The sequence below is a fragment of the Pseudorhodoplanes sp. genome (genome assembly GCF_046289595.1).
In the GTDB taxonomy this organism is placed as follows: Bacteria; Pseudomonadota; Alphaproteobacteria; order Rhizobiales; family Xanthobacteraceae; genus Pseudorhodoplanes.
Window position 1 is genome coordinate 1 of the sequence record NZ_JBKBVB010000039.1, and the last position, 25,069, is coordinate 25,069.

Annotated in this window: 28 protein-coding genes; 13 read left to right on the plus strand and 15 right to left on the minus strand. The window is 65.0% G+C overall.

Annotation, left to right across the window (positions count from 1 at the left end; genetic code table 11):
* Positions 1 to 1,064: DNA repair protein RecN (locus ACK41X_RS10385; protein ID WP_409722325.1), on the plus strand; the 1,064-nt coding region annotated here is incomplete at its 5' end.
* A gap of 3 nt (positions 1,065 to 1,067) precedes the next feature.
* On the opposite strand, the gene ACK41X_RS10390 is transcribed toward ACK41X_RS10385, so the two are convergent.
* The gene (locus ACK41X_RS10390) at positions 1,068 to 3,266 is read right to left on the minus strand and encodes a Fe-S protein (protein ID WP_409722328.1); all 2,199 of its coding nucleotides are present in this window, start codon (positions 3,264 to 3,266) and stop codon (positions 1,068 to 1,070) included.
* Positions 3,267 to 3,395: 129 nt separating this feature from the next.
* On the opposite strand from ACK41X_RS10390, the gene ligA reads away from it, so the two are divergent.
* Together ligA and ACK41X_RS10400 are read left to right on the plus strand one after the other, a co-directional pair.
* Entirely contained in the window at positions 3,396 to 5,540 is a 2,145-nt protein-coding gene (ligA, locus tag ACK41X_RS10395; protein ID WP_409722331.1) for an NAD-dependent DNA ligase LigA, read from the plus strand.
* A 129-nt stretch (positions 5,541 to 5,669) separates the two neighbouring features.
* Entirely contained in the window at positions 5,670 to 5,888 is a 219-nt protein-coding gene (locus ACK41X_RS10400; RefSeq protein WP_409722334.1) for a hypothetical protein, read from the plus strand.
* A 3-nt stretch (positions 5,889 to 5,891) separates the two neighbouring features.
* Here the strand turns inward: ACK41X_RS10400 and ACK41X_RS10405 are convergent, their stop codons facing one another.
* A complete protein-coding gene (locus tag ACK41X_RS10405) occupies positions 5,892 to 7,127 on the minus strand; it encodes a multidrug effflux MFS transporter (RefSeq protein ID WP_409722336.1) in 1,236 nt (411 codons plus the stop codon).
* 9 nt (positions 7,128 to 7,136) lie between these two features.
* Positions 7,137 to 8,972, minus strand: a complete 1,836-nt coding sequence (locus tag ACK41X_RS10410; RefSeq protein WP_409722339.1) for an aminopeptidase P family protein — start codon at positions 8,970 to 8,972, stop codon at positions 7,137 to 7,139.
* Positions 8,973 to 9,315: 343 nt separating this feature from the next.
* Between ACK41X_RS10410 and ACK41X_RS10415 the strand changes: the two genes are divergently transcribed.
* Positions 9,316 to 9,540, plus strand: coding sequence for a hypothetical protein (locus ACK41X_RS10415; protein WP_409722342.1), 225 nt, complete (start codon positions 9,316 to 9,318; stop codon positions 9,538 to 9,540).
* 94 nt (positions 9,541 to 9,634) lie between these two features.
* Here ACK41X_RS10415 and ACK41X_RS10420 read toward each other — a convergent pair whose 3' ends face one another.
* A complete protein-coding gene (locus tag ACK41X_RS10420; RefSeq protein ID WP_409722345.1) occupies positions 9,635 to 10,528 on the minus strand; it encodes a 50S ribosomal protein L11 methyltransferase in 894 nt (297 codons plus the stop codon).
* A 329-nt stretch (positions 10,529 to 10,857) separates the two neighbouring features.
* Here ACK41X_RS10420 and ACK41X_RS10425 point away from each other — a divergent pair, with 329 nt between their 5' ends.
* A complete protein-coding gene (locus ACK41X_RS10425) occupies positions 10,858 to 11,166 on the plus strand; it encodes a polyhydroxyalkanoic acid system family protein (protein ID WP_409722348.1) in 309 nt (102 codons plus the stop codon).
* A gap of 14 nt (positions 11,167 to 11,180) precedes the next feature.
* Entirely contained in the window at positions 11,181 to 11,480 is a 300-nt protein-coding gene (locus ACK41X_RS10430; RefSeq protein WP_409722351.1) for a hypothetical protein, read from the plus strand.
* Positions 11,481 to 11,688: 208 nt separating this feature from the next.
* Here ACK41X_RS10430 and ACK41X_RS10435 read toward each other — a convergent pair whose 3' ends face one another.
* The 3 genes from ACK41X_RS10435 to ACK41X_RS10445 all read right to left on the minus strand — a co-directional run bounded on the left by ACK41X_RS10435 (position 11,689) and on the right by ACK41X_RS10445 (position 13,777).
* On the minus strand, positions 11,689 to 12,576 hold the full coding sequence (locus tag ACK41X_RS10435) for a YidB family protein (protein WP_409722353.1): 888 nt from the start codon (positions 12,574 to 12,576) through the stop codon (positions 11,689 to 11,691).
* An 80-nt stretch (positions 12,577 to 12,656) separates the two neighbouring features.
* Entirely contained in the window at positions 12,657 to 13,406 is a 750-nt protein-coding gene (locus ACK41X_RS10440) for a L,D-transpeptidase (protein WP_409722355.1), read from the minus strand.
* Between the two features lie 74 nt (positions 13,407 to 13,480).
* Complete coding sequence (locus ACK41X_RS10445; RefSeq protein ID WP_409722358.1) at positions 13,481 to 13,777, minus strand: hypothetical protein; 297 nt, start codon at positions 13,775 to 13,777, stop codon at positions 13,481 to 13,483.
* On the opposite strand from ACK41X_RS10445, the gene ACK41X_RS10450 reads away from it, so the two are divergent.
* The 3 genes from ACK41X_RS10450 (at position 13,767) to ACK41X_RS10460 (ending at position 14,953) form a co-directional block, all read left to right on the plus strand.
* Positions 13,767 to 14,078 carry a hypothetical protein gene (locus ACK41X_RS10450; RefSeq protein ID WP_409722360.1) on the plus strand — a complete coding sequence of 104 codons (312 nt, stop codon included), beginning with the start codon at positions 13,767 to 13,769 and terminating at the stop codon, positions 14,076 to 14,078. The two genes, ACK41X_RS10445 and ACK41X_RS10450, sit on opposite strands and share 11 nt — an antisense overlap.
* Before the next feature lie 199 nt (positions 14,079 to 14,277).
* Positions 14,278 to 14,661 carry a hypothetical protein gene (locus ACK41X_RS10455; RefSeq protein ID WP_409722363.1) on the plus strand — a complete coding sequence of 128 codons (384 nt, stop codon included), beginning with the start codon at positions 14,278 to 14,280 and terminating at the stop codon, positions 14,659 to 14,661.
* 115 nt (positions 14,662 to 14,776) lie between these two features.
* Positions 14,777 to 14,953, plus strand: a complete 177-nt coding sequence (locus ACK41X_RS10460) for a hypothetical protein (protein ID WP_409722366.1) — start codon at positions 14,777 to 14,779, stop codon at positions 14,951 to 14,953.
* Between the two features lie 12 nt (positions 14,954 to 14,965).
* Here ACK41X_RS10460 and ACK41X_RS10465 read toward each other — a convergent pair whose 3' ends face one another.
* Positions 14,966 to 15,214 (minus strand): ParB N-terminal domain-containing protein, encoded by a 249-nt coding sequence (locus tag ACK41X_RS10465; RefSeq protein WP_409722369.1) that lies wholly within the window; start codon positions 15,212 to 15,214, stop codon positions 14,966 to 14,968.
* Positions 15,215 to 15,334: 120 nt separating this feature from the next.
* Between ACK41X_RS10465 and ACK41X_RS10470 the strand changes: the two genes are divergently transcribed.
* A complete protein-coding gene (locus ACK41X_RS10470; RefSeq protein ID WP_409722372.1) occupies positions 15,335 to 15,523 on the plus strand; it encodes a hypothetical protein in 189 nt (62 codons plus the stop codon).
* 131 nt (positions 15,524 to 15,654) lie between these two features.
* Here ACK41X_RS10470 and ACK41X_RS10475 read toward each other — a convergent pair whose 3' ends face one another.
* The 4 genes from ACK41X_RS10475 to ACK41X_RS10490 form a co-directional block, all read right to left on the minus strand.
* Positions 15,655 to 15,945: a type II toxin-antitoxin system HicB family antitoxin gene (locus ACK41X_RS10475; protein WP_409722375.1), complete on the minus strand. Its 291-nt coding sequence runs from the start codon at positions 15,943 to 15,945 to the stop codon at positions 15,655 to 15,657.
* A 5-nt stretch (positions 15,946 to 15,950) separates the two neighbouring features.
* Positions 15,951 to 16,145: a type II toxin-antitoxin system HicA family toxin gene (locus ACK41X_RS10480; protein ID WP_409722378.1), complete on the minus strand. Its 195-nt coding sequence runs from the start codon at positions 16,143 to 16,145 to the stop codon at positions 15,951 to 15,953.
* Between the two features lie 191 nt (positions 16,146 to 16,336).
* Positions 16,337 to 19,030 (minus strand): ATP-dependent helicase, encoded by a 2,694-nt coding sequence (locus ACK41X_RS10485; RefSeq protein ID WP_409722380.1) that lies wholly within the window; start codon positions 19,028 to 19,030, stop codon positions 16,337 to 16,339.
* A gap of 126 nt (positions 19,031 to 19,156) precedes the next feature.
* Entirely contained in the window at positions 19,157 to 20,140 is a 984-nt protein-coding gene (locus tag ACK41X_RS10490) for a Bug family tripartite tricarboxylate transporter substrate binding protein (RefSeq protein WP_409722383.1), read from the minus strand.
* A gap of 305 nt (positions 20,141 to 20,445) precedes the next feature.
* On the opposite strand from ACK41X_RS10490, the gene ACK41X_RS10495 reads away from it, so the two are divergent.
* The gene (locus tag ACK41X_RS10495) at positions 20,446 to 20,808 is read left to right on the plus strand and encodes an Ig-like domain-containing protein (RefSeq protein WP_409722386.1); all 363 of its coding nucleotides are present in this window, start codon (positions 20,446 to 20,448) and stop codon (positions 20,806 to 20,808) included.
* A gap of 72 nt (positions 20,809 to 20,880) precedes the next feature.
* Here ACK41X_RS10495 and ACK41X_RS10500 read toward each other — a convergent pair whose 3' ends face one another.
* Positions 20,881 to 21,612 carry a dienelactone hydrolase family protein gene (locus ACK41X_RS10500; RefSeq protein WP_409722389.1) on the minus strand — a complete coding sequence of 244 codons (732 nt, stop codon included), beginning with the start codon at positions 21,610 to 21,612 and terminating at the stop codon, positions 20,881 to 20,883.
* A gap of 36 nt (positions 21,613 to 21,648) precedes the next feature.
* A complete protein-coding gene (locus ACK41X_RS10505; protein ID WP_409722392.1) occupies positions 21,649 to 22,596 on the minus strand; it encodes a hypothetical protein in 948 nt (315 codons plus the stop codon).
* A gap of 182 nt (positions 22,597 to 22,778) precedes the next feature.
* Here ACK41X_RS10505 and ACK41X_RS10510 point away from each other — a divergent pair, with 182 nt between their 5' ends.
* Both ACK41X_RS10510 and ACK41X_RS10515 read left to right on the plus strand, forming a co-directional pair.
* Positions 22,779 to 23,942, plus strand: coding sequence for a linear amide C-N hydrolase (locus tag ACK41X_RS10510; RefSeq protein ID WP_409722395.1), 1,164 nt, complete (start codon positions 22,779 to 22,781; stop codon positions 23,940 to 23,942).
* Between the two features lie 291 nt (positions 23,943 to 24,233).
* Positions 24,234 to 24,503, plus strand: coding sequence for a hypothetical protein (locus ACK41X_RS10515; RefSeq protein ID WP_409722398.1), 270 nt, complete (start codon positions 24,234 to 24,236; stop codon positions 24,501 to 24,503).
* A 7-nt stretch (positions 24,504 to 24,510) separates the two neighbouring features.
* On the opposite strand, the gene ACK41X_RS10520 is transcribed toward ACK41X_RS10515, so the two are convergent.
* Positions 24,511 to 25,020, minus strand: a complete 510-nt coding sequence (locus tag ACK41X_RS10520) for a thioesterase family protein (protein ID WP_409722401.1) — start codon at positions 25,018 to 25,020, stop codon at positions 24,511 to 24,513.
* Positions 25,021 to 25,069 lie beyond the last annotated feature (49 nt).

A 25,069-nucleotide genomic window follows, 5' to 3' on the forward strand; every position in this document is an offset into this window, starting at 1 on the left:
AAGCGGGCGAGGAGACCACACTGGCCGAGCGCCGCGCCGCGATGATGCAGGCCGAAAAGATCGCAGGCGATCTGCAGGACGCCTATGAGGCGGTGACCGGCAATGCCTCACCGGTACCGAGCTTTGCCTCCGCGATCCGTAGGCTGGAACGGCGGAGCGCGCAGGCGCCAGGTTTGGCCGACCCCGCAGTGAAGGCGCTGGACACCGCCCTGTCGGCGATCGAGGAAGCGCGGGCTCATCTGGAAGCGGCGCTGCAGGCCGCCAACTACGATCCGGCCGAGCTGGAACGGATCGAGGAGCGGCTGTTTGCGCTGCGCGCCGCGGCGCGCAAATACAATACGCCGGTGGACGGCCTTGCCGCGCTTGCGCAGCGATATGGTGAGGCTCTGGCGCTGATCGATGCCGGCGCCGAAAAGCTCACGGCGCTGGAAAAAGCTGCGGCTGAAACCGATGCACAGTTTCGAAAAGCCGCGGCCGCCTTGTCGGAAGCGCGCAAGAAGGCAGCGGTGAAGCTCGACAAGGCGGTGAATACCGAGATCAAGCCGCTCAAGCTCGAGCGCGCGGTATTCTCGACATCGATAGCAAGCGACCCGGACAGCGCGGGCGCGCATGGCTTCGACCGTGTGGAATTCTGGGTGCAGACCAATCCCGGCACGCGGCCCGGCCCATTGATGAAGGTGGCCTCGGGCGGCGAACTCGCGCGCTTTCTGCTGGCGTTGAAAGTGGTGCTGGCGGACAAGGGCTCGGCGCCGACGCTGATCTTCGACGAGATCGATACCGGTGTGGGCGGCGCGGTCGCCGACGCCATCGGCATGCGGCTTGCCAAGCTCGCCACGCGCGTGCAGGCGATCGCGGTGACGCACGCGCCGCAGGTCGCAGCCCGCGCAAGCCGGCATTTCGTTATTGCCAAGGATACGCTTGACAAGGGCAAGCGGGTGGCGACGCGGGTCAGCGAAGTCGCGGCCGAGCGCCGCCGCGAGGAGATCGCGCGCATGCTCGCCGGCGCCGAGATCACCGACGAGGCGCGCGCCGCCGCCGAGCGGCTGATCAGGGCCGCGGGGTAGACCTTATTTGTACGGGTTGCCGGGCGCACCGTCAGCGCCGGCCCCGGCAAGCGCGCGGGGCGGTGTCGGCCGGTAGATCGCGGGCGTTGCGCCGCCTTCTGCAACACGGGCGCGAGCCTGATCCGGCGTCTCGAGCATGTCGCGCATCGCCATCGCCGCCTTGCGGTCGACCGCATTCGCCGATGGATCGTTCGGCGCCGGCATCATGCTGGCCGGGTAGTAGGCCATTTTCTGCTGCGCCGGATCGACTTTGCGCGCCGGATCGATGTCGCGCTCGTTGGTTGCCTTGGGTACGACGACACGGCCATCGACGATCTCGTGATCGAGCCACCATTTCTTCGCCGGATTGCGCTTGCCGTTGCCGAGCCAGTCGTCCATGCGGGTGGCGATCGGCACCATCAGCGGCTTGAGCCACATGGCATTGACGCCGAGAAAGCTCGCAAGGCGGGTCAGCAATGCGCCGTCGGCATCCACCACCTTGTTGATCGGGCAGGTCTTCATGCAGCGGCCACAGGCCGAGCCGCGCGCATTGGTGAGCCGGTAACGGGTGCAGCGCTCGACGTCCGGCTTCCACATCTCATAGCCGTTGAACATGACCTTGCCGCCGAACGGAATGGCGTCGCAGGGGCATTCGCGCGCGCATTTAAGGCAATTGCCGCAGAAGGTCTGCAGGCCGAAATCGATCGGCCGGTCGGGCTGCATCGGGAAGTCGGTGGTGAGGACGACCGACTTGAAGCGCGGTCCGACGAACGGATTGAGCACCAGTTCGCCGATCCGGCTGAGTTCGCCGAGGCCCGCCCAGAGAATGATCGGGATATGCAAAACGTCGCTGTCGGCATTGGTCTGCGAGCGCGCGGAATAGCCGAGTGCGCGCAGGAATTCCGCCATGATGCCGGCGATCACCGCGCCGCGCAGGTATGCGCGCATCGATTGCGAGCCGGAAATCCAGTCGTCGCCGCTCGATCCTTCCATGGTGTCGTAGCCCTGGTCGATCAGCATGGCGACCGAATAGCGGTGGTAGGGCTGAAGTTCGCTGCCGTCCTCCCTGTGCGAGAACCAGGCATAGCGCGGCGTCTCGCAGATGCCGGTGAGATCCGCGCCGAGCGCATAGGACAGCGACTTGATCGCACGGGCATTGGCAGCATGGTCGGGATGCGGCGTCGCGGTGTTCGCCACTTCGCCGTTCTGGAACGGCACCAGCGCGCGGATCACCTGCACCATGCTGTGCGACAGCGGCGTCTTAAACGCGAAGCGGCCGCGCTCGCCCTTGGCCTTGTCGCCGAGATCGCCATGCAGCGCGCGCTGGAAAAAGGCCGCGCGCTTGGGCACGCGGGGCACTTCGTCGTCGATGATGAGCGTGGTCGGCCGGTCGATGCGCTTGACCTGCTCCATCGGGTAGCGGCTGAGATGGGTGGCGCGGCGCATCCTGCGCGCGCGTTCGCGGCCCGATTGCGCGCCGTCCTTGCCCCACCAGTCGGCGAGCCGCCGCATCAAGCCTCGACGCAGTGCGGCCTGCGCGAGCGGCGTGTCGGTCGCGAGCGCGTAATCGGTCGCGATCGCGGCAATCGAAAAATTCCGCCCGAGATAGGGATGCACGGGCGCACCGTCGCTATCGCGCACGGCGGTGCCGGCGAGGACCGCGATCATTTCAAGATCGAGCAGGCTGTTCCCCGCGATATGCGCGCGCGCCGAAAAGCCGAGGCTGCGGATATGGCCCGCGAGACAGACCGCGATTTCGGCGGCGCGCATGTCGGCGATGGCATGCGTTGCGGGCGCGATCCAGCCGCGCGCCGGATTGTCCGGCTCGGGCAGACGCGGACGCTCGACCAGGATCGCAATGGCGATTTTGTGAGGCGGCCGCGCCTGTCCGTTAAGCCACGCCGAGGCCGGAAGCTCGCAAATGCCGGCCTGCGAGGCATCGAGGAAATAGGCGGCGCCCTTGATGTCGATGCTCCGGCGCTGCAGGTCGTTCGGGACCGGCGCCTGCTCGGAACTCGGGGTTCCGTCGAGGAACGTTGCGAAAATGTCGCGGTAATGATCGGCCGCCGCAGCGAGCCGGCTGTCGCCCGGCGCGCCGTCGCCCCTTGGTCGGTGCGGGCGCTCCGCCTCGCGCGCGATCCTGTCCGGATCGGCCGGCAGGCTTTCCAGCGGGAACGGCCCGAGGTGGAATGGCCGGTCCTTGGACCGCGGATACAGCAGCATGTTTCGCTCCCGACAGGCGCTCTGTGGACGCCCTTGCGGGTTCATTCATACGGCATTTGACGCCGCGTTAGAATGGACTATCCCTCGCCAGCGCGCCTCCGGCGCGCCCGGAATGACTGTTATCGTACCATGGCCAAGCGCGCTTACCCCCTCACGCCCGTCGACAGTCTGACCGAGGAACAGGCCGCGGCCGAACTGGCGCGGCTCGCCAAACTCATCGCCGAGCACGACAAGCGCTATTACCAGGAGGATGCGCCGACCGTCAGCGATGCCGAATACGACGCGCTGCGCCAGCGCAATGCCGCGATCGAGGCGCGCTTTCCCGCCTTGGTGCGAAAGGACTCGCCGTCGCGGCGTGTCGGCGCTGCGCCGGCGCGCGGTTTCAGGAAAGTCCGGCACGCGGTGCCGATGCTCTCGCTGGATAATGCCTTTGCCGAACAGGATGTCGCCGATTTCGTCTCACGCATCCGCCGTTTTCTGAAGCTGCCGGAGGACGAGCGCATCGATTTCGTCGCCGAGCCGAAGATCGACGGGCTGTCGATGTCGCTGCGTTACGAGCGCGGCGAACTCGTCACCGCGGCGACCCGCGGCGACGGCAGCGAGGGCGAGGACGTCACCGCCAATATCCGCACCCTGCACGACCTGCCGCAAAAGCTGAAGGGCCGCAACATCCCCGCGGTCTGCGAGATCCGCGGCGAAGTCTACATGACCAAGCAGGCGTTCCTTGCGCTCAACGAGCGGCAGAAGGCGGCGGGCGAACCGATCTTCGCCAATCCGCGCAATTCGGCGGCGGGCTCGCTGCGCCAGAAGGATCCGGCCGTCACCGCGTCGCGCCCCTTGGGTTTTTTCGCCTATGGCTGGGGCGAGATGAGCGCGATGCCGGCCGATACGCAATCGGGCATGGTGGCCTGGTTCGAGGCTTGCGGCTTCAGGACCAATCCGCTGACCAAGCTCTGCCATTCGGTCGAACAGCTCATCGCCTTCCACCGCACGATCGAGGAAGAGCGCTCGCATCTCGACTACGACATCGACGGCGTGGTCTACAAGGTCGACCGCATCGACTGGCAAGAGCGGCTGGGCTTCGTGTCGCGCACCCCGCGCTGGGCGATCGCGCATAAATTTCCGGCCGAGCGCGCCACCACCATCCTGCGCGACATCGAAATCCAGGTCGGGCGCACCGGCGCGCTCACTCCGGTCGGCAAGCTGGAGCCGGTCGGCGTCGGCGGCGTGATCGTGCAGAATGTCACGCTGCACAACGAGGATTACATCAAGGGCATCGGCGGCGACGGCGCGCCGATCCGTGACGGCAAGGATCTGCGCATCGGCGACACCGTGGTGATCCAGCGCGCCGGCGACGTGATCCCGCAGATCGTCGATGTGGTGCTGGAGAAGCGCAAGCGCGGCGCGCAGCCCTATCAGTTCCCGACCCGATGCCCGTGCCCGCTGCATACCAAGGTGGTGCGCGAGGCGACCGCCACCGGAGAACAAGGGGCGCGGGCGCATTGCACCGGCGAATTCGCCTGCCCGTACCAGAAGATCGAGCATCTGAAGCTGTTCGCCTCGCGCCGCGCCTTCGACATCGACGGGCTCGGCGAGAAGCAGATCGAATTTTTCTTCGAACAGGGTTGGGTGAAAGAGCCCGCCGATATCTTCACGCTCGAAGCGCGCAACCGCACTATCCGTCTTCAGGACCATGAGGGCTATGGCGAGACCTCGGTGCGAAACCTGTTCGCAGCGATCGAAGCGCGGCGCGAGATCGGGCTCGACCGCTTCATCTATGCGCTCGGCATCCGCCATGTCGGCGAAACCACCGCGCTTGTTCTGGCGCGCGGCTATGGCTCGTGGCAGGCCTTTCACGATGCCTGCGTGAAGATCGCAAAGGGCGACGCGGACGCCATCGCCGAGATGGATGCGCTCGACCAGATCGGCGACACCGTGATCGAGAGCGTGCGTGCCTATTTCGGCGAAAGCCACAATCGCGGCATCGTCGAGCGGCTGACCAGGGAGGTCACGATCCTCGATGCGGAGCGGCCGAAGATGGAGACCGCCATCGCCGGCAAGACCGTGGTGTTCACCGGCACGCTGGAAAAGCTGACGCGCAACGAAGCCAAGGCGCAGGCCGAACGGCTCGGCGCCAAGGTTGCGGGCTCGGTGTCGAAGAAGACGGATTATGTGGTCGCCGGACCGGGCGCGGGCTCGAAACTTGCCGAGGCGCAGAAGCACGGCGTTGCGGTGCTGAGCGAGGACGAATGGCTTGCGCTGGTCGGGCAATAGCGCAAGGCGCTCTGCCATCAAGAGGCCGGCAGCCCGCCGAAAATGCATGGCTGATGCAGCGCCGGTGAAGGTTCGCGGTGCGGCGGCCGTTCCTATGTCCCGATTGGGGACATTGCAGGACTACCGAACATGCGTAATCGCTCTCTCGCTGCGGCGCTGAGCGGCGTTCTCATCGTCGCCACGCTGTCATATGCCAATGCCGAACGCCGGACGATGAACCCTGCGCGCGCCGCCGCCATTCACGAATGCAGCGTGCTGGCCGGCCGCTATCCGGAAACCACATTCGGCAACACGGAATTTCAGCTTTACCGGGCCTGCATGATGCAGCGCGGGCAGCCGGTGGAGTAGCCGCTACCGCCGCGCCAGAAACATCCAGAACGCCAGCGATGCCGCGGCCGACAGCACACCCATCGCGATTGCCAGCGGCATCGCCGTTGTGGCGCTGGCGACGATGTGGCTCATGGCCTGTGCCGCCACCGCTCCGGTCGCCATCTGCACGAAACCGGTGATGCCCGAGGCGGTGCCGGCCGCCTGCGGCCGCACGCTGACCGCACCGGCCACGCAATTCGGCAGGAAGATGCCGTTGCCGACCGAGATCGCAAGCTGTGGCACGAAAATGGTCCACGGTCCGCCATCCGGAAACGCCGCGACACTGGCGATCGTGAGCACCGAGCCGATCAGCAACAGTGCGAGCCCGATGCCGATCATCCAGTCGACGCCGTAACGCTGTGCGGTCCGCGAGGTGATGAAATTGCCGAGCATGAAGCCGCCCGAAGTGGCGATGAACCACAGACCGTACTCGGCCGAGGTGCGGCCCATGATGCTGATCACGACATGCGGGCCGCCGCCGAGAAAGGCGAAGAAGGTCGCGGTGCCGATGGCGCAGACCAGCACATAGCCGATGAATTTGCGGTCGGCGAGGAGTTCGCGGCTCTCGCCGAGAATGAAGCGCACGCCGCCGCCGGTGATGTGATCGGGCCGCGTTTCCGGCAACGAAACGAAGGCCCAGGCCATCACCGTTGCCGCCATGACGCCGGTGAGCACGAAGGTGTATTCCCAGCCGAAATGCGTATCGAGCAGCCCGCCGATCAGCGGCGCGGCCATCGGCGCCAGCACCATCACCGTGGTGACAAGGCCGATCATCGCGGCGGCGCGGTCGCGGGTATAGAGATCGCGGATGATGGCGCGGCCGATCACGAGTCCGGAGGAGGCGCCCAGCGCCTGCAGCGTCCGGAACAGGATCAGCATGCCGATCGAGGTGGAGAATACGGCGGCAATGCTGGCGGCCGCGGTGATGAACAGCCCGGCCAGCAGCACAGGCTTCCGGCCGAAGCGGTCGGACAGCGGGCCGAGCATGAGCTGCGACACCGCAAGCCCGAACAGATAGAGCGACAGCGTCAGTTGCACGGTCTCGACTTTGGTGTCGAACAGCACCGCAAGTCCGGGCGTCGATGGCACCAGAATATTGAGCGAAACCGGGCCGATGGCGCTCATCGCCATCAACAGCACGATCAGGCCGAGCGGCGCCGGGCGACGGTCGGTCGCCGCCTCGGGACCGGGCGCGGGTTTCGGCGTTTGCGCGTCCAAAGAACGTACTCAGGGGTTGGAGAGCGGCCGGGTCGCAGCAGCCAGCCAGTGCGCCGTGTCCTTATCAACAAGCGGGGCCAGCGTCTCTGCAACCCGCGCATGGTAGCTATCGAGCCAGGCAAGCTCGTCCGCTGTCATCTGACTGACATCGACGAGCCTGCGGTCGATCGGGGCGAGCGTGATGGTCTCAAACGCATTCATCGGCCGTTCGGCGCCCGGAATGTGCGGGGCCTCGATTACCAGCACCAGATTCTCGATGCGGATGCCGAAGGCGCCTTCCTTGTAATAGCCGGGCTCGTTGGAGAGGATCATGCCGCGTTTCAGCGGCGCTGAGCCGAGCTTGGAGATCCGCGCCGGGCCTTCATGCACCGACAGATAGCTGCCGACGCCATGGCCGGTTCCGTGGTCGAAATCGACCCCGGCCTGCCACAGATATTGCCGCGCCAGCGTGTCGAGCTGCGCACCGGAAATGCCGTCGGGGAACACCGCGCGCGCGATGGCGATATGGCCGCGCAGCACCTGGGTGAAGCGCATGCGCATCTCTTCGCTCGGCGCGCCGACCGCGATGGTGCGGGTGATGTCGGTGGTGCCGTCCTCGTATTGCCCGCCGGAATCGATCAGGAACAATTCGCCGGGCCTGATCGGCCGGTTGGTCTTCTCCGTCACGCGGTAATGCACGATGGCGCCGTTCGGGCCCGAGCCGGAGATGCTCGGAAACGAAATGTCTTTCAGCAATCCGCTGTCGCGGCGAAAGCTTTCCAGCGCCTCGACCGCGGCAATCTCGGTGAGTTCGCCGCGCGGCGCTTCGCGGTCGAACCAGGCGAGGAAGCGCGCCATCGCTGCGCCGTCGCGCGCCTGCGCGGCGCGTGCGCCCGCGATCTCGGCTGCGTTTTTCACGGCCTTCATCGCGGTGATCGGATCGGCGGCGCGCAAAAGCTTGCCGCCGGCATCGGTGACGAGCTTTGCCAATGCGTCGGCCGCGGTCGCCTGATCGAGCAGCACACAGGATTGTGTCGCGCCAAGCCGCGCCAGATCGGCGGTCAGCGCATCCGGTTCGTGGAGGTCTGCCAATTCGGCGAGCCGGGCGCGCACCGCATTGGAGAGCTTGCGGCCGTCGAGATAGAGCGCGGGCCGGCCCTGCTTCGGCACGACCGCAAAGCCGAGCGGCAAGGGCGTATGCGCCACGTCCGAGCCGCGGATATTGAAGGCCCAGGCGACGTTGTGCGGATCGGAGACCACCAGCGCATCGGCGCGCTGCTTGCCGATCTCGCCGGCGATACGGTTCAGCTTGTCTTCGGCGGCTTCGCCGGCGAAGCGCACATCGTGCAGGACCACCGGCCCGAGCGGTGGGGCAGGCCGCTCGGTCCAGATCGCATCCACCGGATCGGCCTCGACGGGAACGAGCGTCGCATCCGCTTTGGCGCAGGCCTTGGCCAGCTTCTCGGCGCTGTCGGCCGTGTGCAGCCACGGATCGTAGCCGAGCCGGGTCCGCGCCGGCAGATGCTGCTCGATCCAGGCGGTGGGACTGGTTTCGACGCTGTTGATCAGGGTGAAGATCGCTGGATCGGTCTGCTCGCGCGCCTGCAGCGTATAGCGGCCGTCGCTGAACAGCACCGCCTGGTCGGGGAGCACGATCAGGAAGCCGGCGGAGCCGGTGAAGCCGGTCAGGAAGGCGAGCCGTTCCTCGCTTGCCGGCACATATTCGTTCTGATGGCGGTCGGCGCGGGGCAGCACGAAGCCGTCGAGCCCCTGCCGGCGCAGCTCTGCCCGCAGCGCGGCGATCCGGGGCGCCGCCGCCGCAGGATCGGCAGTCTCGTCGAAGGTCTGGAATTTGGCTGAAAACATCGGGCGAGATTAGCGCGGCTGCAAACGGAAAAGGTACCGGCTTTTGCACGCGCGGCGGATGTTGCCGTACCGCGGGGCCGGCGTTGCCGGCAAAGACATTTCATTTCGCCGGACGGCCCTGGGCCGAAATTTGTGCAATGCCACAACAAATGCTCATGCAACAATCATTTGCGGCCAGTGGAATAGCCGATCCATTACCAAAATATGAAGCAATTATGCATGGTTAGCGGGGCGGCCATGTCGTCTTTGCGCTCCCCGAATCTCCCTGAACCATTATGTTGCAGTGCAGAAAGTCAGGAGGACGACCCCGGGTGTCCATTGACTGAGCTGAAGGAGAGACACCGTGACCGCCATCACCATTGGCACCGCTACCGCAACCCGTCCCGCCAAGGCGCCGGCCAAAAAGAGCCTGGTTGCGCGGATGTGGGATGCCTTTATCGAGAGCCGCATGCGCCAGGCCGAGCGCGAAATCGCGCTGTATGGCCATCTGCTTCCGGCCCAGTTCGAGAAGGCCGGCGAGCGCCTCGCGCCGCGCTCGGAGAAGGAGCTTCCGTTCGTCCGCGGCTGACGTGGCACGACGCCGGACCTCCACGACGCCGGACCTCCAGAGAATTTCAAAGCGCCCCGGTTGCCGGGGCGCTTTCTGTTGTTCGGCTTCGGGCTTACCGCCGCATCGTCAGCGTCACCCAGCCATCGAGATCAAGCCGGGCCTGCAGCCGCAAACCCTGCCGGCGATAGGCCGCAATCACGCCTGCCGCCTGCACAGCCAAAAGCCCCGACAGGATCAGGCGGCCGCCGGGGGCGAGCAGGGCCGACAGCCCCGCCGACATGCGCCGCAGCGGCGCTTCCAGAATATTGGCGAAGATCAGGTTGTAGCGGGTGTTGCGGATGACGGCCGCCTCGATCCCGCCCGCCGTTACGGCACGCAGCAGGGTTGCGACGCGATTGAGCCGCGCATTGTCTCTTGCGACTGCGACCGCCTGCGGGTCGATATCGCTTGCGAGCACGCGCACGCGCAGCGCGCGGGCAGCGGCGATGGCAAGCACGCCGGTGCCGGTGCCGACATCAAGGATGCGAAGGCGTTGCGGGTGTGGCGCGGCCTTGCGCAGCCTCTCGAAGGCCAGAAGACAGCCGCGCGTGGTGCCGTGATGGCCGGTGCCGAAGGCGAGCGCCGCCTCGATCTCGATGCCGATTTCGTTGGGCCGGACGCGGGCGCGGTCATGCGATCCGTGAACGACGATGCGGCCCGCCCGCACCGGAGCCAGCCCTTCCAGACTGGCCGCGACCCAGTCGCGTTTGGCGATGCTGGAAAATGTCAGCGCACGGGAGCGTTCGGGGCCGGCGATGCGCGCGACAAGGCTGGAAATCACGTTTCGATCGTCCGGGTCGTGGAACGCAGCCTCGACCGCCCAATGCTCGCCGGATTCGAACAAGGAGACGGCGCAGGTTTGCGGGTCGAGCATGTCCGAAAGTGCATCCGCCAGCCGCTCGGCAAGGGGACGCTCGGCGGCGAGGCAGGCAACGAAGGTTTCGGCAGGCGGGGTGGGGGCGTTCATGAGCAGGTGTTAGCGCAAAATCGCAGACTTCACAGGCTGGAACTCACAGCGGTCCCTGTGGCTTGACGAGAGCGCCGGCGCGGGCAGCAATCCACAGCCTTTCCGCCGCAAAAAGTCAGGAGGAACAGGGCTCTCAACCGTCCAATCTGATGGGCCTTTTCGGCTTTGCCACCGATTTTTTCCCCAGCCGAGACGGTCCGTGTTGGCAATGGCCCGTGCGAGGCAGGCATGCATGGGATCTGTGCACACGTCTTGGTCCAGCCCGCGGGCACCCCTACATAAGTTTCTGGTTCGACGACCCTGTGCGCCGACCGACCGGATGAAAGAGCATGTCGAAGCCGATTGTCGTTTCCATCCCCCACACGCTCGGCAAGGACGAGGCGCTGCGCCGTCTCAAGCCCGGCCTGAGCGGAGCGGCCAAGGCGTTTCCGGTGCTGAAGGTCGACGAGGAAATCTGGTCGGGCGACCGGATGATTTTCCGCGTGCATGCGCTGGGTCAGGCGGCGGCGGGCACCGTCGATGTCGCCGACGACCATGTCCGTCTGGAAGTGACGCTGCCCTGGTTGCTGCAGAAATTCGCCGAAGTGGCGCAGGCCACGATCCGCGCGCGCGGCAAGCTGCTGCTTGAGAAGAAATGACGGGTGAGGGAATGATGCAGACGCCTCATGATTTCCATGCGCTTCTGCATCGCTTCGAGGCGCGGCTGCCGTATTGGATTGCGTCGCGTTCGCGGGCGTTGCGCGAGCCGCATGCGAGGCTGTGGCGTCTGCCGGTTGCCGGGCTGCTGATCGTGGGCGGCGTTTTCGGCTTCCTGCCGCTGCTCGGCTTCTGGATGCTGCCGCTGGGTCTTGTGCTTCTGGCCGTCGACTGGCCGAAGCTGCAGCCGCCGCTTGCCCGGGTGATGTCGTGGATCGAGCGCAAATGGCCGTCCCCAGCGCAGCCGCCGAAATAGTCGGGACGGTGCTTGTGGGCGGATTGATCAGGATCAAACGGCGCGGCGCAAGGGCAGTCTAGCCTTTAAATTGATCGCCAGCATGGCGGTTTCCCGTGGCGGGGCACCGTGTCACGTCGTGTCGCTCCGCATGCGCAACTTGGGCCCGGTGTGTCAGCGCCGGGCCTCTTTGCTCGCACGCGTTCGGCTTCGCGCGAGACATGTCTCCTCAGGTCCAGCGCTCGATCTCGTCCGGCGTCGGCAGCCGTCCGTCCGGCGTGAGCTGATCGACCACGTCCGGCAGCGCCTCGCTGAGGCCGGTCAGGAGGTCGGGCCTGCTGAGGCCGAACTGGCTCGCGAGCTGGTCAATCGTGTCGGAGCCGAAAGCCTGCTCGATCGCGTCGGGTGTCACCGGCACATTCTCGCCGCGCGAGACCCAGGACCGCGCGGCGTCGCCCGCGCCGGCCTGATCGAATTGCCGCAGAAGGTCGGCAAGCATGCCGCCGCCCGCGCCTCCCGCGAGCAAACCGCCGAGACCGCCAAGGCCGGCGCCGCGCAGCAGATCGCTCAGCGGATCGCCCTGCGGGCCGGAGACGCGTGATCCCGGAACGCCGCCGCGGCCGCCGCCCAGGATCTGGCCGAGAAGGTCGTCAAGACCGCCGCCTCCGCTCGGCGCACCGCGCCCTGCGCCGCCGCGCCCGCCGCCCATCGCGCCGCCGAGGATGTCGCCGAGAATATCGCCCAGGCCGCCACCAAGACCGCCACCAAGACCGCCACCCATGCTGCCGCCGGCGCTGCCGCTGCGTGACATGTCCGGCATGCGGCGCGTCGATTCGATCAGCGGCCCGAAGTCGTTGTCGCCTGCCGAACCGGAAGACGGCGGGGGAATTTGCATCGGATCGCCATGCGGCAGCTGCGCCGGGGCCTGTTGCGGCATGCGCCCGCCGCCGGGAGCGGGCATCGGAGCAGGGCGCGCGCCGCCGCCGGCCTGCGCATTCTGGTACCAGCGCATCAGCATATAGGCGATCAGCGCCATGCCGATCTTGCCCATGTTGCCGCCGCCGGCGCCGCTCCGGCCGCCGCGTCCGCCGCCCAACAGAATATCCAGCACATTCATCGTTGTGTCTCCCCCAGCGTGTCGACGACCGTCAGGCATAGACGTTCGTCCGTGAGCGAGCGCTGAAGCGCCGGCAGCGCTCACTCGGCATAGTAGCGTGGCCGATAGTAATATTGCGGCTGTGCGTATCCGCCGCCGTAATAGGGTTGCGGTTGAACGTGACGCTGGCCCGGTCCCTGATAGGGCTGCCAGCGATAGCCGTCGTAATAGTATTGCTGCTGCTGCGGAACCTGTCCGTAGACATAAGGACGATATGCTTCGCGCGGTGTCGCTTGGCGTTGCCTTGCCCGCGGCTCATCCTCGATCGGCGGCGAATAGGTCGGCGGCAGGCCGGTGCCGCGCTCGGCCGCTCGCGCTCCGCCGCGCGTCAATTCGCGGTCGGCCCGGGCCAGCGCAATGCGCTCGTCGCCGACGATGGTGACCTTGGTCTTGAGTACGCCTTCCTGCTTGACCATCTCGAACAGCCGTTTGGCATTCTCCGGCGCCAGCCGGACACATCCGCCGGATGCCGGGCGGCCGAGCTTGCGCGTTTCGAACGAGCCGTGAATGGCGTGGCCGCGCTTGGTGAAGAAGATCGAATGCGGCATCGGCGCGTCGTCGAATTCGCGCGAATAATGGTCCTCCTCCAGCCGGAACGCCTGGTAGCTGCCGGCGGGCGTGAAGCGGCCGACGCGTCCGGTGGAGACCGGCCAGGTATGCAGCACCTGCCCGTCGCGCGCGACCGTCAAAGTCTGCGCACTTTTGTCGACGGTGATCTGGATTTCGGCGGCAGCCGGAGACGCTACGGCCGCAGCGAGTGCAATGACAGCAAGGCAAAGACGGGTACGCATCGGGACACCTCGACAATCGCCCGTCATTCTAATGCATGGTCCCTGCATGAATTAAGGCACGACTGCGCTTGTGTTTAAGAAGAAAGGCTAACTGCAGGTACCGCGATTGGTTCAATTGCGGCAGATTGCATCGCCCGCGCGACGGCTGCGGTCACATCCTCGTCATCGCAATTCTGCGTCACCACAATGCCTGCGCCGGGCTGCCAAATCCTGTGCCGCTGCGACGGGATGACATGCGGCAAGTCGCGCAGCCGCGAAGCGGAACGAGGCATGGCGCGCAGGATTGCCCTCATGTCCGGTCCGGCATTGCCCGGCACGACTGAGATGCAATCGCTGAAAGCAATAAGGAAGGGAATACGGATGATCCGCACGCTCGTTATCGCAACCAGCGCGGCCTTCTTCGCCGCGTCGGCCGCACAGGCGCAGAATGCGCCGCCGCCCGGCAACGTTAATCCTGGATCGATGCAGTCCGGGCAGGAGCAGACCGGGGCGCCGAACCAGCCGCGCAGTCTGAACCAGGGCGCCATTCAGGGCACGACCGGCTCCGGCATACCCGCGCCGCAAAATCCGGCCGATGCAGACCGCGACGGCGTTAACGCCAATGTGAAACCGAGTTCGCCGGACGCGGGCGCCGAACCTGCTGGCCAGCCGGCCGGCGAGCGCCGTCAGTAACGGAACGCGCGCCAACTTCCGCGCGGAGTGAAGCCCTGTCGCGGCCGCGGCGGGGCTTCACGCATCCGGGGCCAAGGTATTTTCCAATGCCACGACATGGTCACGAATGCGTCCGGAACGCTTCACTGCGCTGCAACATTAGTTCTCGGAGCGGCTCCCACGGGTCACGGGGCTGCGAATACAAACAAGGAGTTCAGACATGAACCGGACCATCACCACCTTTGCAGCGGCTGCAATCGCAACCGCGTTTGCGCTCTCGCCCGCCGTCGCGCAGAATCTGCCGCCGCCTGGCAACGTCAATCCCGGCTCGATGAATTCGGGTGCGGAGCAGACCGGCGCGCCGAACCAGCCGCGCAGCCCCGGCGCCGGATATTATGGGCTTCGTCCCGCTTACGGTCCGATGACCGGCGCCTATTACGGGCCTGGCTATGATGCCTATGCCTACGGTCCGGCCGATGATTCATATGCAGCGTCGTCTTATGCCGCGCCGGGCACGAGCTTCGGCCCGTTCGGCTTCGCGCCAGGCTACGGTGCATACGGTTACGGCACCGGCGGTGCGGCGGCAATCGGCGCCGACAACTAACGGGTTTGCGGCCAAACGCAATACAGGCCCCGGTGCATGCGCCGGGGCCTTTACGATGGTCATGAACCGGGTGGCCGCGTTGCGTCACCAAGCAAGCAGCAACCCGGAGAATGCCATGACGGCGCGCCGAATATTTGCGATCGCCCTTTACGCCGCATTCTGGACCGGCTTCATGATCTGGTGGAGCGGCGACACCGGGATCGCGAATATCGTGATCCTCTCCATTTGCGGCGTCATCGTCGCCACTGTCTGGGCCTGGGCGATGCAGCGCTTCGGCTACCCAACCATCTGAGGCGGTCAGCCGTCAGTGCTTGCGCGCGCTGACGCGATAGCCGGCGATCATGGTCTCGCCCAGCGCCTTCGCGGCTTCGAGGCGATGCAGCCCTTCGACCAGCACAAACCGCTCGCCGTCCGGGCGGACCAGAATCGGCGTCTGCATGCCTTCGGCCAGAATGGACGCCGCCAGCGCATCGACCTTCGCCTGTTCGAGCGTCGCGCGCCGCTTCACCGGCACATAGATCCTGGCGATCTCGAACATTTCGCGCTTCATCATGATGAGCAAGCCTAGCATAGCCGTGCGCCCGCCGCGACCCGCCTGCGGCAGCCCGTGCGTGGACAGGGTGGCATCCGGCATGGGAGTGTGACCCGGCACGGATTGCAGAGGAGAGCACGGATGCCGTTTAACGCGCGCCAGACCTTCATGATCGCGATCTTCGCGATCTTCTGGACCGCCTTCATGCTGTGGTGGAACGGCGATTACGGCACCGCGCGCACCGCCACGATGCTGGCGATCGGCGTCGTCGTCGCGCTGGCCTGGGGCTTCTGGATGAAGAAATACGGCGCGTGGAAGGATGAGAGGTAGGCGGACGCTTACCGCGCGAACTGGCGAGTCATCGCCTCAACGGGGGGGGGGCGGGCGAAGCCCTCGATTTTCAGCCTTTCGCATGTTTAAGAGTGGGGCAGGCGCAGATGCGCCCCTTGTACGGCGTGCCCTTACTCCGCCGCTTCCGCCCTTACGCGAAACGGAATGGCGGCCACGATCGCATCGGCTGCATCGCGCTGGAACGCTGCGTCGCTCCGCAGATCGTCGATGCTGCGCGGCTTGGGAAACGGATTGCCAGTCTGCTCGCGCCAGTCTTCCGCGGCAAAAGCCAGCACCTCCGGCGCGTTCTGTAATGCTTCGTCGATGGTGTCGCCGCCGGTAATCACGCCGGGCACGTCGGGGAAAGACACGCCGTACCCTGTGTCCGGGTCCTTGTGGATCAGTGCGATATAGTGGGCCATCGGTACTAGTTCCTGTTCCAGCCCGCTTGCCGGTAGATCGAGCGGACGGTACCCGGCGGGATGTCCTTTCTTGGATGCGGAACGATCACGACCCGCTTCAAGTCGCGATGGACGAATTTGTGATGCGATCCGCGAACCGACACTTCCTCGAAGCCATCTTGCTTCAACCTAGCAATGATAGCACGGCTGTCCCGTAGCATACCGCCTCCGCTCGAAATTGCGTGCTGAGGCGACGGTAATTTCGGCGCGTAATCGTTAAACGCGGCCTAGAATGGCGGCTCGCGCCGGCAAAATAAAGTCCTGTTTGGCGGGGTTTATTGCGGTCGACAGGTTCGAGATGAGGCCGCGCGTTTAATTTCCTGTTGCTTTTTGATTCGTCGTTTGGGTGCGGCTAAACCCGCTCCACGAAACTGTCCACCACGCGCTTTTCGCCGGCTTTATCGAACTGAATGGTCAGCTTGTTGCCGTCCACCGCGACCACATTGCCGTTGCCGAACTTGATGTGAAACACGCGGTCGCCTCTGGCGAAGGCGGACGACACGCCGGTCGACTTGGCAACGAGTTCGCCCTCGATGGTGAGCGGTTCGCGGCGGGCGGCGAAGCGGCCCCTGGATGCCCCGGCGCCGCGGGAGGAATGCGAGCCGGGGCGGGGTGAAAAGTCACCCCCCTCCCTAACCCTCCCCCGCAAGGGGGGAGGGGAGTCCACCGAATATGCTGAGCCGCTAAGGCCCTCATCGTCATTGGCATAGCGCGCTGCGCTCTCGTATTCCGACGCCTCGTCGCCAAACCCGCCGAACGCATCGTCATCGCGCTGGCGCTTTTGCGCACGCTGCCAGCCGGGTGTGGCGTAGCTCGATGCGGCCGGCGCGAAATTGTCGAAGCGCGAATTGCCGCCGAACGCGCCGCGCATGCCGCCCATGCTCCCGTAACCGCCCATCCCGCCGAAACCGCCCTTGGCCTCGGTCACCTCGACATGGGCCTCCGGCAATTCGTCGAGAAAGCGCGAGGGGATCGTCGAATTCCACAATCCCTTCATGCGGCGGTTGGTGGCGAAATAGATTTTCGCGCGCTTGCGTGCGCGCGTGATCGCGACATGCGCAAGACGGCGCTCTTCCTCAAGCCCGGCGCGGCCGCTTTCGTCCAGCGAGCGTTGATGCGGAAACAGGCCTTCCTCCCAGCCGGGTAGGAACACGGTGTCGAATTCCAGCCCCTTGGCGGAATGCACCGTCATGATCGAAACGGCGTCGGTGATGCCGTCGGCGTCGCGGTCCATGACCAGCGCGATGTGTTCGAGAAAGCCGTTGAGATTCTCGAAATCCTGCATGGAGCGCACCAGCTCCTTCAGGTTCTCGAGGCGTCCCGCGGCATCGGCCGAACGGTCCTTCTGCCACATCTCTGTGTAACCGCTTTCGTCCAGCACGATCTCGGCGAGTTCGGTATGCGGCAGGTGTGCGGCCTGGGTGCGCCAGCGGTCGAACGCGGTCATCAGATCGCGCAAGGCGCCGCGGGGCTTCGGCTTCAGCTCGTCGGTCTCGATCATGGCGCGCGCGGCCTCGGTCAACGGGACGCGGCTCATGCGTGCATGATCGTGCAGCTGCTTCACGGTGGCGTCGCCGAGGCCGCGCCGCGGCACGTTGACGATGCGCTCGAAGGCGAGATCGTCGGCCGGCTGGTTGATGACGCGCAGATAAGCCAGCGCATCGCGGATTTCGGCGCGCTCGTAAAATCTCGGGCCGCCGATCACGCGATAGGGCAGGCCGAGCGTGACGAAGCGGTCTTCGAATTCGCGCATCTGAAACGAGGCGCGGACCAGGATCGCGATCTCGTCGAGCTTGTGCTTTTTCCGCTGGAGCTGCTCGATCTCCTCGCCGATGGCGCGGGCTTCTTCCTCGGAATCCCAGGCGCCGGTGACGGTGACCTTTTCGCCGGGCACATCCTCGGTATGCAGCGTTTTGCCGAGCCGGCCTTCGTTATGCGCGATGAGATGGCTGGCGGCGGCGAGAATGTGGCCGGTGCTTCTGTAGTTTCTTTCCAGACGAATGACCGTCGCGCCGGGAAAATCCTTCTCGAAGCGCAGGATGTTGTCCACTTCCGCGCCGCGCCAGCCATAGATCGACTGGTCGTCGTCGCCGACACAGCAGATGTTGCGCAGAGTGCGTGCCGGACCCGATATGTCGTCATTCCGGGGCGCGCCGTCTTCGGCGCGAACCCGCAATCCATCATTCCCGGTTCTGGATTCCGGCTCCGCCGCTTCGCGGCGTGCCGGAATGACGGCGGTGGTATTGCTGCGCGGCTGCCCCAAAAGCCGCAGCCACAGATATTGCGCGACATTGGTGTCCTGATATTCGTCGACCAGGATGTAGCGGAAGCGCCGCTGGTAATCGGCGAGCACATCCGGGTGGTGGCGGAACAGCCGCAACTGCTCGAGCAGGAGATCGCCGAAGTCGCAGGCATTCAGCGTCTTCAGCCGCTCTTGGTACGCGGCGTAGAGTTCCTTGCCCTTGCCATTGGCGAACGCCATCGCTTCGCCCGCGGGAACCTGATCGGGCGTGAGCCCGCGATTCTTCCAGCCGTCGAGGATGCCGGCGAAGATGCGCGCGGGCCATCGTTTCTCGTCGATATTGGCGGCTTCCAGAATCTGCTTGATGAGCCGGATCTGGTCGTCGACGTCGAGGATGGTGAAGTTCGATTTCAGACCCACCAGTTCGGCATGGCGGCGCAGGATCTTCACCCCGATGGCGTGAAAGGTGCCGAGCCAGGGCATGCCCTCGACGATCTGGCCGACCATCTCGCCGATGCGATGCTTCATCTCGCGCGCGGCCTTGTTGGTGAAGGTCACGGCGAGGATTTGCGAGGGGTGAGCCCGGCCGAGCCGCAGAATATGCGCGATCCGGGTGGTCAGGACGCGGGTCTTGCCGGTTCCGGCGCCCGCGAGCACCAGCACCGGTCCGTGCAGCGTTTCGACCGCCAGCCGCTGCTCCGGATTGAGCGCGGCGAGGTAATCGGGCGCCGGCGCGCCGCCGAGCGCCTGCATGGCGCGTGCGGCGATGCCCAGTTTCGGCGGACTTTTTGCTTGTTCTGCCATGCGAATCTCAAGGTCCAACATGGCATTGCAAGGCGCAAAACGGGAGGGGGCCGCCATCGCTTTGTGGATGGCGGCCCCGTTGTCTGCGGAGCGTCGAGAAAGCGGCCTTTTGCCGCCCGATCGCGGCTATTGCGGCTTATATTCCTTGCGCGGCTCGTTGGCGATCTTGACCAGCGCCTCGGCCGCCTTGCGGTCTTCCTTCATGAAGGCCGCAAAGGCCGCCGGACTGGTCGGAGCCGGCACCACCATCTGCTTGTCGAGAAACGCGCCGAATTTCGGATCGCCGAACACGGCGACGAAGGCGGCGTTCAGCTTGTCGACCACCGCCTGCGGCGTTCCCTTGGGCGCGGCCAATCCCCACCAGCCCTGGCCGGGATAATCGAGGCCCGCTTCCTTGAAGGTTGGCACATCCGGGAACTGCTTGGAGCGCTGGTCTGCTGCAAGCGCGAGCATGCGCACCTTGCCCGCATCCATGGCGCCGCGGAAATTGCCGACGCCGAACCGGGTCATCTGCACTTCGTTGGCGGCCAGCGCCTGCGCGGCCGGGCCGCCGCCCTTGTAGGGCACGCCGACGATCCTGGTGCCCCATTGGTTGTTGAGCCACACGCGGAACAGGTCCGGGAACGAGCCGTTGCCGAGCGTCGCAAAGTTCAGGCCGTCCGGTTTCGCCTGGGCGAGTGTGCGCAATTCGGAGACCGTCTTGGCCGGCACCTCGGCATTCACGAACAGGCCTTCGGTCAGGAAGAACAGCCGCGTGACCGGAACAAGTTCGTCTGCGTCATAGGGCAGCTTGTCGAACTGCACCGGATTATACGACATGGTGGAGTGATAGATGACGCAGAGCGTATAGCCGTCACCGGCCGATTGCGCGCAGGCCTGGCCGGCGATGATGCCGGCGGCGCCGCCGCGATTCTCGATTACCAGCGGCTGACCGAGTTTGCCTTCGATCTCCTTCGCCGCCGCGCGCATGATGACGTCGGTCACGCTGCCGGCCGCGATCGACACGATCACGCGGATCGGCTTGTCAGGATAGGTCTGAGCGAAAGCGGGCGAGAATGAAAGCGCGGCCGCTACGAGGGCGCCGGCGCAGATGCGCGCGAGCCGTGTCATGGCATTTCTCCCTGAAACTTTTCTTCAGTTTATCGTTCTTGTGTCTTGATCGGGCCAGCGTGCGCCAACTCCGCTGCCGCCGCAAGCCGCGCCAACCGCGATGCGGTACAAGAGAAAGAAAATTTGCGAGCATTGGGAGCCTGGCTTTGCGCCGCCTGAATTCGATCTGAATCGGCAAATGCGTCCATCCACACGAGACCGCCTATAAAAATTATTTAGGTGTGATCCCGTATTGAGAAGCTGGCCGGCCTTTGCGTTTTGCAATGTCCGCCCCGATCGTCGTCATCAGTGCAAGGAGGAGAGCAATGCTGCGCGCTTTCGTTACCGCTTCTGTCTTGTTGGGATGCAGTTATGGACCGGCATTGGCGCAATGCGGGGTGCAGCCCTGGGGCATCCCCTATCTCGGCTCCAATACCAGCACATCAATGTCGGTGGGTTCCGGTCAGCCGTGTCAGGTCTACGTCAATGTCGGCGGCACCAACATCATCACGTCGGTTGCGGTGACGGCCCATCCGAGCCACGGCACGGCCTCGGCGCGCGACGATATCGTGACCTATCGGTCGCGGCCCGGATTTACCGGACAGGACAGCTTCACATTTTCGCTGTCCGGCAGCGGTCCGGGCGGCAGCGGCACATCGTCGGTTCAGGTCAGCGTCAGCGTTCAGTAACGCCCGGTCGCAGTAGGCCAAAATGAACGGAGGCCTGTGTGACAGGCCTCCGTTTGGCTTCGTCGCGGAAAACTAAAGCCGCTTCGCGAACGCATCCTGGATGAAATCGTCCAGCATCCGGTAGGTCTGGTGCGCGGCGCCGGCATCGAACTTGGCGACGCCCGGCATGTCGGTCTCCTCCTCGGCGAAGGAATGCAGACGGCCGCCGAAGGTCAGCATCTGCCAGTTGGCGCCGGCTGCATCGAGTTCGTTTTCCAGCGCGTTGCGGTCGGCCTGTCCGGCAATCGGATCCTTCGAGCCGTGAAGAACGAAGATCGCGGCTTTGATGTCGCCCTTCTTGGCCGGCATCGTGGTGGCGAGATCGCCGTGCAGGCACACCACCGCATCGAGATCGGCGCCGCTGCGGGCAAGCTCCAGCACATTGCCGCCGCCGAAGCAGAAGCCGACCGCGGCCTTCTTCGACGAATCGCCGATGCCGCGTTTGTCGGCTTCCGCAATCATCGTCTGCAAAGCGGCATTGACGCGCTTGCGCCCCTCCACGCGATCGGACCGCACCGCCATCATCAGCTTTTCGGATTCGGGCGGACCCTCGGCGGTCTTGCCCTCACCATACATGCAGCCGACAAAGGCGATGTATTTGTCGCCCGCCATCTTCTCGGCGCGCTTGATGATGGTGTCGGTGACGCCAAGCCAGTTCGACATCACCAGCAGCAGCGGCCGCTTGGTCGTGATCTTGTCGTTCCACACCAGCGCGCCGTGTCCGATCACATTGCCGGCCTGATACTTGATACGTTCGACTGCCACGCTGTCCTCCAGAAAACGGAAATCGCCACGAAAACGCTATTGCGGGATGACTTCGCCGATCATCCCGGCATCGAATAGTGTCACATACATCCGCCCGTTTGAATGCGGCCCGATGCAGCGCGCCCCGGCCTTTTCGACAGGGATCGGGTATTCGCCGACCATGCTGCCGTCGGGGCGCATGCGGCCGATCTTGTTGGCGGCATTGGCGGTGAACCACAGATCGCCCTCCGGTCCGACGCAGACGCCGCGCAGCGAGGAATTGGGAGTTGTCACCTTGTGTTCGGTGATGCGCCCCTCGCGGTCGATCCGGCCGAGCGCGTTATTCGAGGTCTGCACGAACCAGATCGAGCCGTCCGGGTGCGTCGCCATCGCACGCGGCTGGCTGTCATGGCTCGGGATCGGAAATTCGGTGATCTTGCCGTCCACGGTGATGCGGCCGACGCGATTGCCGGCGGCCTCGGAAAACCACAGCGCGCCGTCGCGTTCGGCGATCGAAAGCGGACGCGCGCCCGGTGAAAGGCCGTCGGAGAATTCAGTCACAACGCCGTCCGGCGTGATGCGGCCGATCTTGTTGGCGTCGCTCTCGGAGAACCACACATTGCCGTCCGGGCCGTTCAGTGTGCCGTCCGGTCCGGCATTCGGCGTCGGCAGATCGAACAGCGTGATCGCACCCTGCATGGTGATACGGCCGATCTTGTTCGCCTTCTTCAAGCAGAACCACATATTGCCGTCGCCGCCGATTGTGATGCCGATCGGCATGGCGTTGTCGACGGGCAATGCAAATTCGCGGAAGGATGCATCCGCCGGATCGAAGCGGCCGATTTTCGATGCGCCGCTTTCGCAGAACCAGAGCGCGCGGTCCGGGCCTTCCATGCAGATATAGGGTTCGGATTTCGCCGAGGGGATTTTGTAGGTGCGGATGACCGGCGGCTGTTCGCTGCGTTGTGTTCCCGCCCTTTTTGCCGAAGGTGCCGGCGCCGCCATCGATCCTCCCCGTACCGTCATGCGGTACCGCTTATGTTTCGCGCGCGAGGGTATCGGCGAGCCGACCGGAGTCAAGCATGCGGCTGGCTGTCTCACGATGCGGTAACAATTGCGTGGCACGCCGGCCAGGACGCATCGCTGCTGCTACTATCGTCGCAAAACACGAGGGCAGGAACACCGCCATGCTGAAGGCCGTCATCCTGAAAAGCGTCATCCTGAAAAGCGTCATCCTGAAAAGCGTCATCCTGAAAAGCGTCATCCTGAAAAACGTCCTGCTGAAAAACGTCCTGCTGAAAAACGTCCTGGTCAAGTCTCTGGTCGTCGCGTGCGGCACGGCGATCGGCGCTTTTGCGTTCGTGCAGGCCGCCGACGCCTGCAGCCGCATTTTGTGGAACGACAACAAGCTTGCGGTGGTGGTCAGCCGCACCATGGACTGGCCGGAAAGCACCGAGCCGAAGCTCGTGGTGTTTCCACGCGGCACGCCGCGCGATGGCGGCCGTGTCGGCAACGAAACGGTGGTCGCGCAGAATGCCGCGAAATGGACGTCGAAATTCGGCAGCCTGGTGACGTCCGTCTACGGGATCGGCGCCGTGGACGGGGTGAACGAACGCGGCCTTGGCATTCATCTCCTGTATCTGACCGCGACCGATTTCGGTCCGCGCGATGCGAGCAAGCCCGGCATTCATGCCGGGTTGTGGGGCCAGTATCTTCTTGACAATGCCGAGAGCGTCGCCGAGGCGCTCAAGCTCCTGGACGGCATTCAGATCGTGATGGCCGAGGCGCGCGGCCGCAAGGCGACCGTGCATCTGGCGATGGAGGATGCGAGCGGCGACTCCGCGATTGTGGAGTATATCGACGGCAAGCCGGTCGTGCATCACGGCCGCGAGTACCGGATCATGACCAACGATCCAACCTATGACCAGCAACTGGCGCTGCTCAAGCAGCAGGACTTCTCCAAACCGTCGAGCGAGATGACGCTGCCCGGCAACGTCAATGCGCGCGACCGCTTCCAGCGCGCGGCCTATTATTCCGCGCTGCTGCCTGAGCCGAAGAACCAGCGTGAGGCGATTGCCGGCGTGCTGGCGATTGCGCGCAATGTGTCGGTGCCGTTCGGTGCGCCCTACAAGGGTTTCGGCATCTACAACACCGAATACCGCACCGCGATCGACCTGACCAACCGGCGCTATTTCTTCGAACTGACCACCAGCCCGAATGTGATCTGGGCCGATCTGATGAAGTTCGACCTTTCGCCGGGCGCGCCGGTGCGGGAACTCGACCCCGACAATATCGATCTGTCGGGCGAGGTGAACGCCGATTTCCGGCCTCTGACGAAGGCGCCGTTCTGACACGGCTGCGCCCTTTCGGACGCGCCTCCCATGACGGCGTGCTTTGTGTCAAATGCGGGAACTGCCGGGCTTTGCCTGGCGTTCTTGGCCTATGAAACTCCTCTACGGTGCCTTGTCCTATCTGGCGTTTGTCGGTGCCGTGCCGCCGCGGCCATCGCCGGTCTGTCCGCGCTTCAGCGCAGTCAGCATGAGGCACGGGTTCTTGCCCCGGTTCTTGCCCCGGTTCTTGCGCAAGGCTCCGAGCACGGCACCGATGGCGTCGGTGAACGGCGTGCCCAACCCGCAGTTGAAGTGAGAAACGATTCCGACCGGGTTCCGGTCTGGATCGTCGCCACCCCGAAATACGATTACGTGCCGTTACCAGTCGAAGCGCAGCCCAGGCAGCGGACGCCGGCCGTTGCGCGCGGTGCAATGGCCGGGCGCGGCGACGGCAGCAGAGCCGGCAACAGACCGGACGGACTGACAGCGATCGACGCGGCAATCGGGGAACAGCGGCGTCGGGCCGGACCGTCGCTCGGTTTCGCACCAAGGCGGGACAACGATCCGTTCCACCGCGACTGAGTAGCGATCACGCCTTCGCCGGCATCGCGATCCGCCGTCCGACCGCTTCCGGACGCGGCAGGCGGCTATGCGACGCCCTGAGCTTGCCGAGCCGCTCCGAAACGTCAGGCGGGAAAGGCGCGACCTTGCGCACCGCCATGTCGATATGCAGCGACAGATTCTCGCAGGTGGCCGACACCCAGCCTTCGGTCGCGTGGAACAGCTGCTGGAAGAAATGCATCCGCTTGGAATCGAAATCGAGAAGCTGAAACGTGACCCGCACCGGATCGTCCGACTTCAATTCGCGCAGATAGCGCAGATGCACCTCGGCGGTGAAGAAGGAGAGATTGCGCTCCTTCAGATAGTCCCAGCCGATGCCGGCGAGGCTGTACATCTCGTCGACGCCACGGTCGAGCAGCACATGGTAATATGCCATGTTGAGGTGGCCGTTGAGGTCGATCCAGGCCGGATCGACCTTCATCACGGACGAGACAAACGGCGCGAAGAAAACCGGTTCGAAGTCGCAGCGATCGAGCATACGCTATATTGCGGCAGCGCAACGGCGGTGTAAATCTGAAAACGCGAAC

Coding starts and splice junctions, on each gene's coding strand:
- ACK41X_RS10440 (WP_409722355.1), bottom strand. CDS start 13,406: ATGCGTACCCGTCTTTGCCTTGCTGTCATTGCACTCGCTGCGGCCGTA.
- ACK41X_RS10505 (WP_409722392.1), bottom strand. CDS start 22,596: ATGGCGGCGCCGGCACCTTCGGCAAAAAGGGCGGGAACACAACGCAGC.
- ACK41X_RS10510 (WP_409722395.1), top strand. CDS start 22,779: ATGCTGAAGGCCGTCATCCTGAAAAGCGTCATCCTGAAAAGCGTCATC.
- ACK41X_RS10465 (WP_409722369.1), bottom strand. CDS start 15,214: ATGATGAAGCGCGAAATGTTCGAGATCGCCAGGATCTATGTGCCGGTG.
- ACK41X_RS10390 (WP_409722328.1), bottom strand. CDS start 3,266: ATGCTGCTGTATCCGCGGTCCAAGGACCGGCCATTCCACCTCGGGCCG.
- ACK41X_RS10400 (WP_409722334.1), top strand. CDS start 5,670: ATGCGTAATCGCTCTCTCGCTGCGGCGCTGAGCGGCGTTCTCATCGTC.
- ACK41X_RS10410 (WP_409722339.1), bottom strand. CDS start 8,972: ATGTTTTCAGCCAAATTCCAGACCTTCGACGAGACTGCCGATCCTGCG.
- ACK41X_RS10425 (WP_409722348.1), top strand. CDS start 10,858: ATGTCGAAGCCGATTGTCGTTTCCATCCCCCACACGCTCGGCAAGGAC.
- ACK41X_RS10460 (WP_409722366.1), top strand. CDS start 14,777: ATGACGGCGCGCCGAATATTTGCGATCGCCCTTTACGCCGCATTCTGG.
- ACK41X_RS10480 (WP_409722378.1), bottom strand. CDS start 16,145: ATGCTACGGGACAGCCGTGCTATCATTGCTAGGTTGAAGCAAGATGGC.
- ACK41X_RS10520 (WP_409722401.1), bottom strand. CDS start 25,020: ATGCTCGATCGCTGCGACTTCGAACCGGTTTTCTTCGCGCCGTTTGTC.
- ACK41X_RS10420 (WP_409722345.1), bottom strand. CDS start 10,528: ATGAACGCCCCCACCCCGCCTGCCGAAACCTTCGTTGCCTGCCTCGCC.
- ACK41X_RS10475 (WP_409722375.1), bottom strand. CDS start 15,945: ATGGCCCACTATATCGCACTGATCCACAAGGACCCGGACACAGGGTAC.
- ACK41X_RS10430 (WP_409722351.1), top strand. CDS start 11,181: ATGCAGACGCCTCATGATTTCCATGCGCTTCTGCATCGCTTCGAGGCG.
- ACK41X_RS10435 (WP_409722353.1), bottom strand. CDS start 12,576: ATGAATGTGCTGGATATTCTGTTGGGCGGCGGACGCGGCGGCCGGAGC.
- ACK41X_RS10470 (WP_409722372.1), top strand. CDS start 15,335: ATGCCGTTTAACGCGCGCCAGACCTTCATGATCGCGATCTTCGCGATC.
- ACK41X_RS10490 (WP_409722383.1), bottom strand. CDS start 20,140: ATGACACGGCTCGCGCGCATCTGCGCCGGCGCCCTCGTAGCGGCCGCG.
- ligA (WP_409722331.1), top strand. CDS start 3,396: ATGGCCAAGCGCGCTTACCCCCTCACGCCCGTCGACAGTCTGACCGAG.
- ACK41X_RS10455 (WP_409722363.1), top strand. CDS start 14,278: ATGAACCGGACCATCACCACCTTTGCAGCGGCTGCAATCGCAACCGCG.
- ACK41X_RS10495 (WP_409722386.1), top strand. CDS start 20,446: ATGCTGCGCGCTTTCGTTACCGCTTCTGTCTTGTTGGGATGCAGTTAT.
- ACK41X_RS10450 (WP_409722360.1), top strand. CDS start 13,767: ATGATCCGCACGCTCGTTATCGCAACCAGCGCGGCCTTCTTCGCCGCG.
- ACK41X_RS10485 (WP_409722380.1), bottom strand. CDS start 19,030: ATGGCAGAACAAGCAAAAAGTCCGCCGAAACTGGGCATCGCCGCACGC.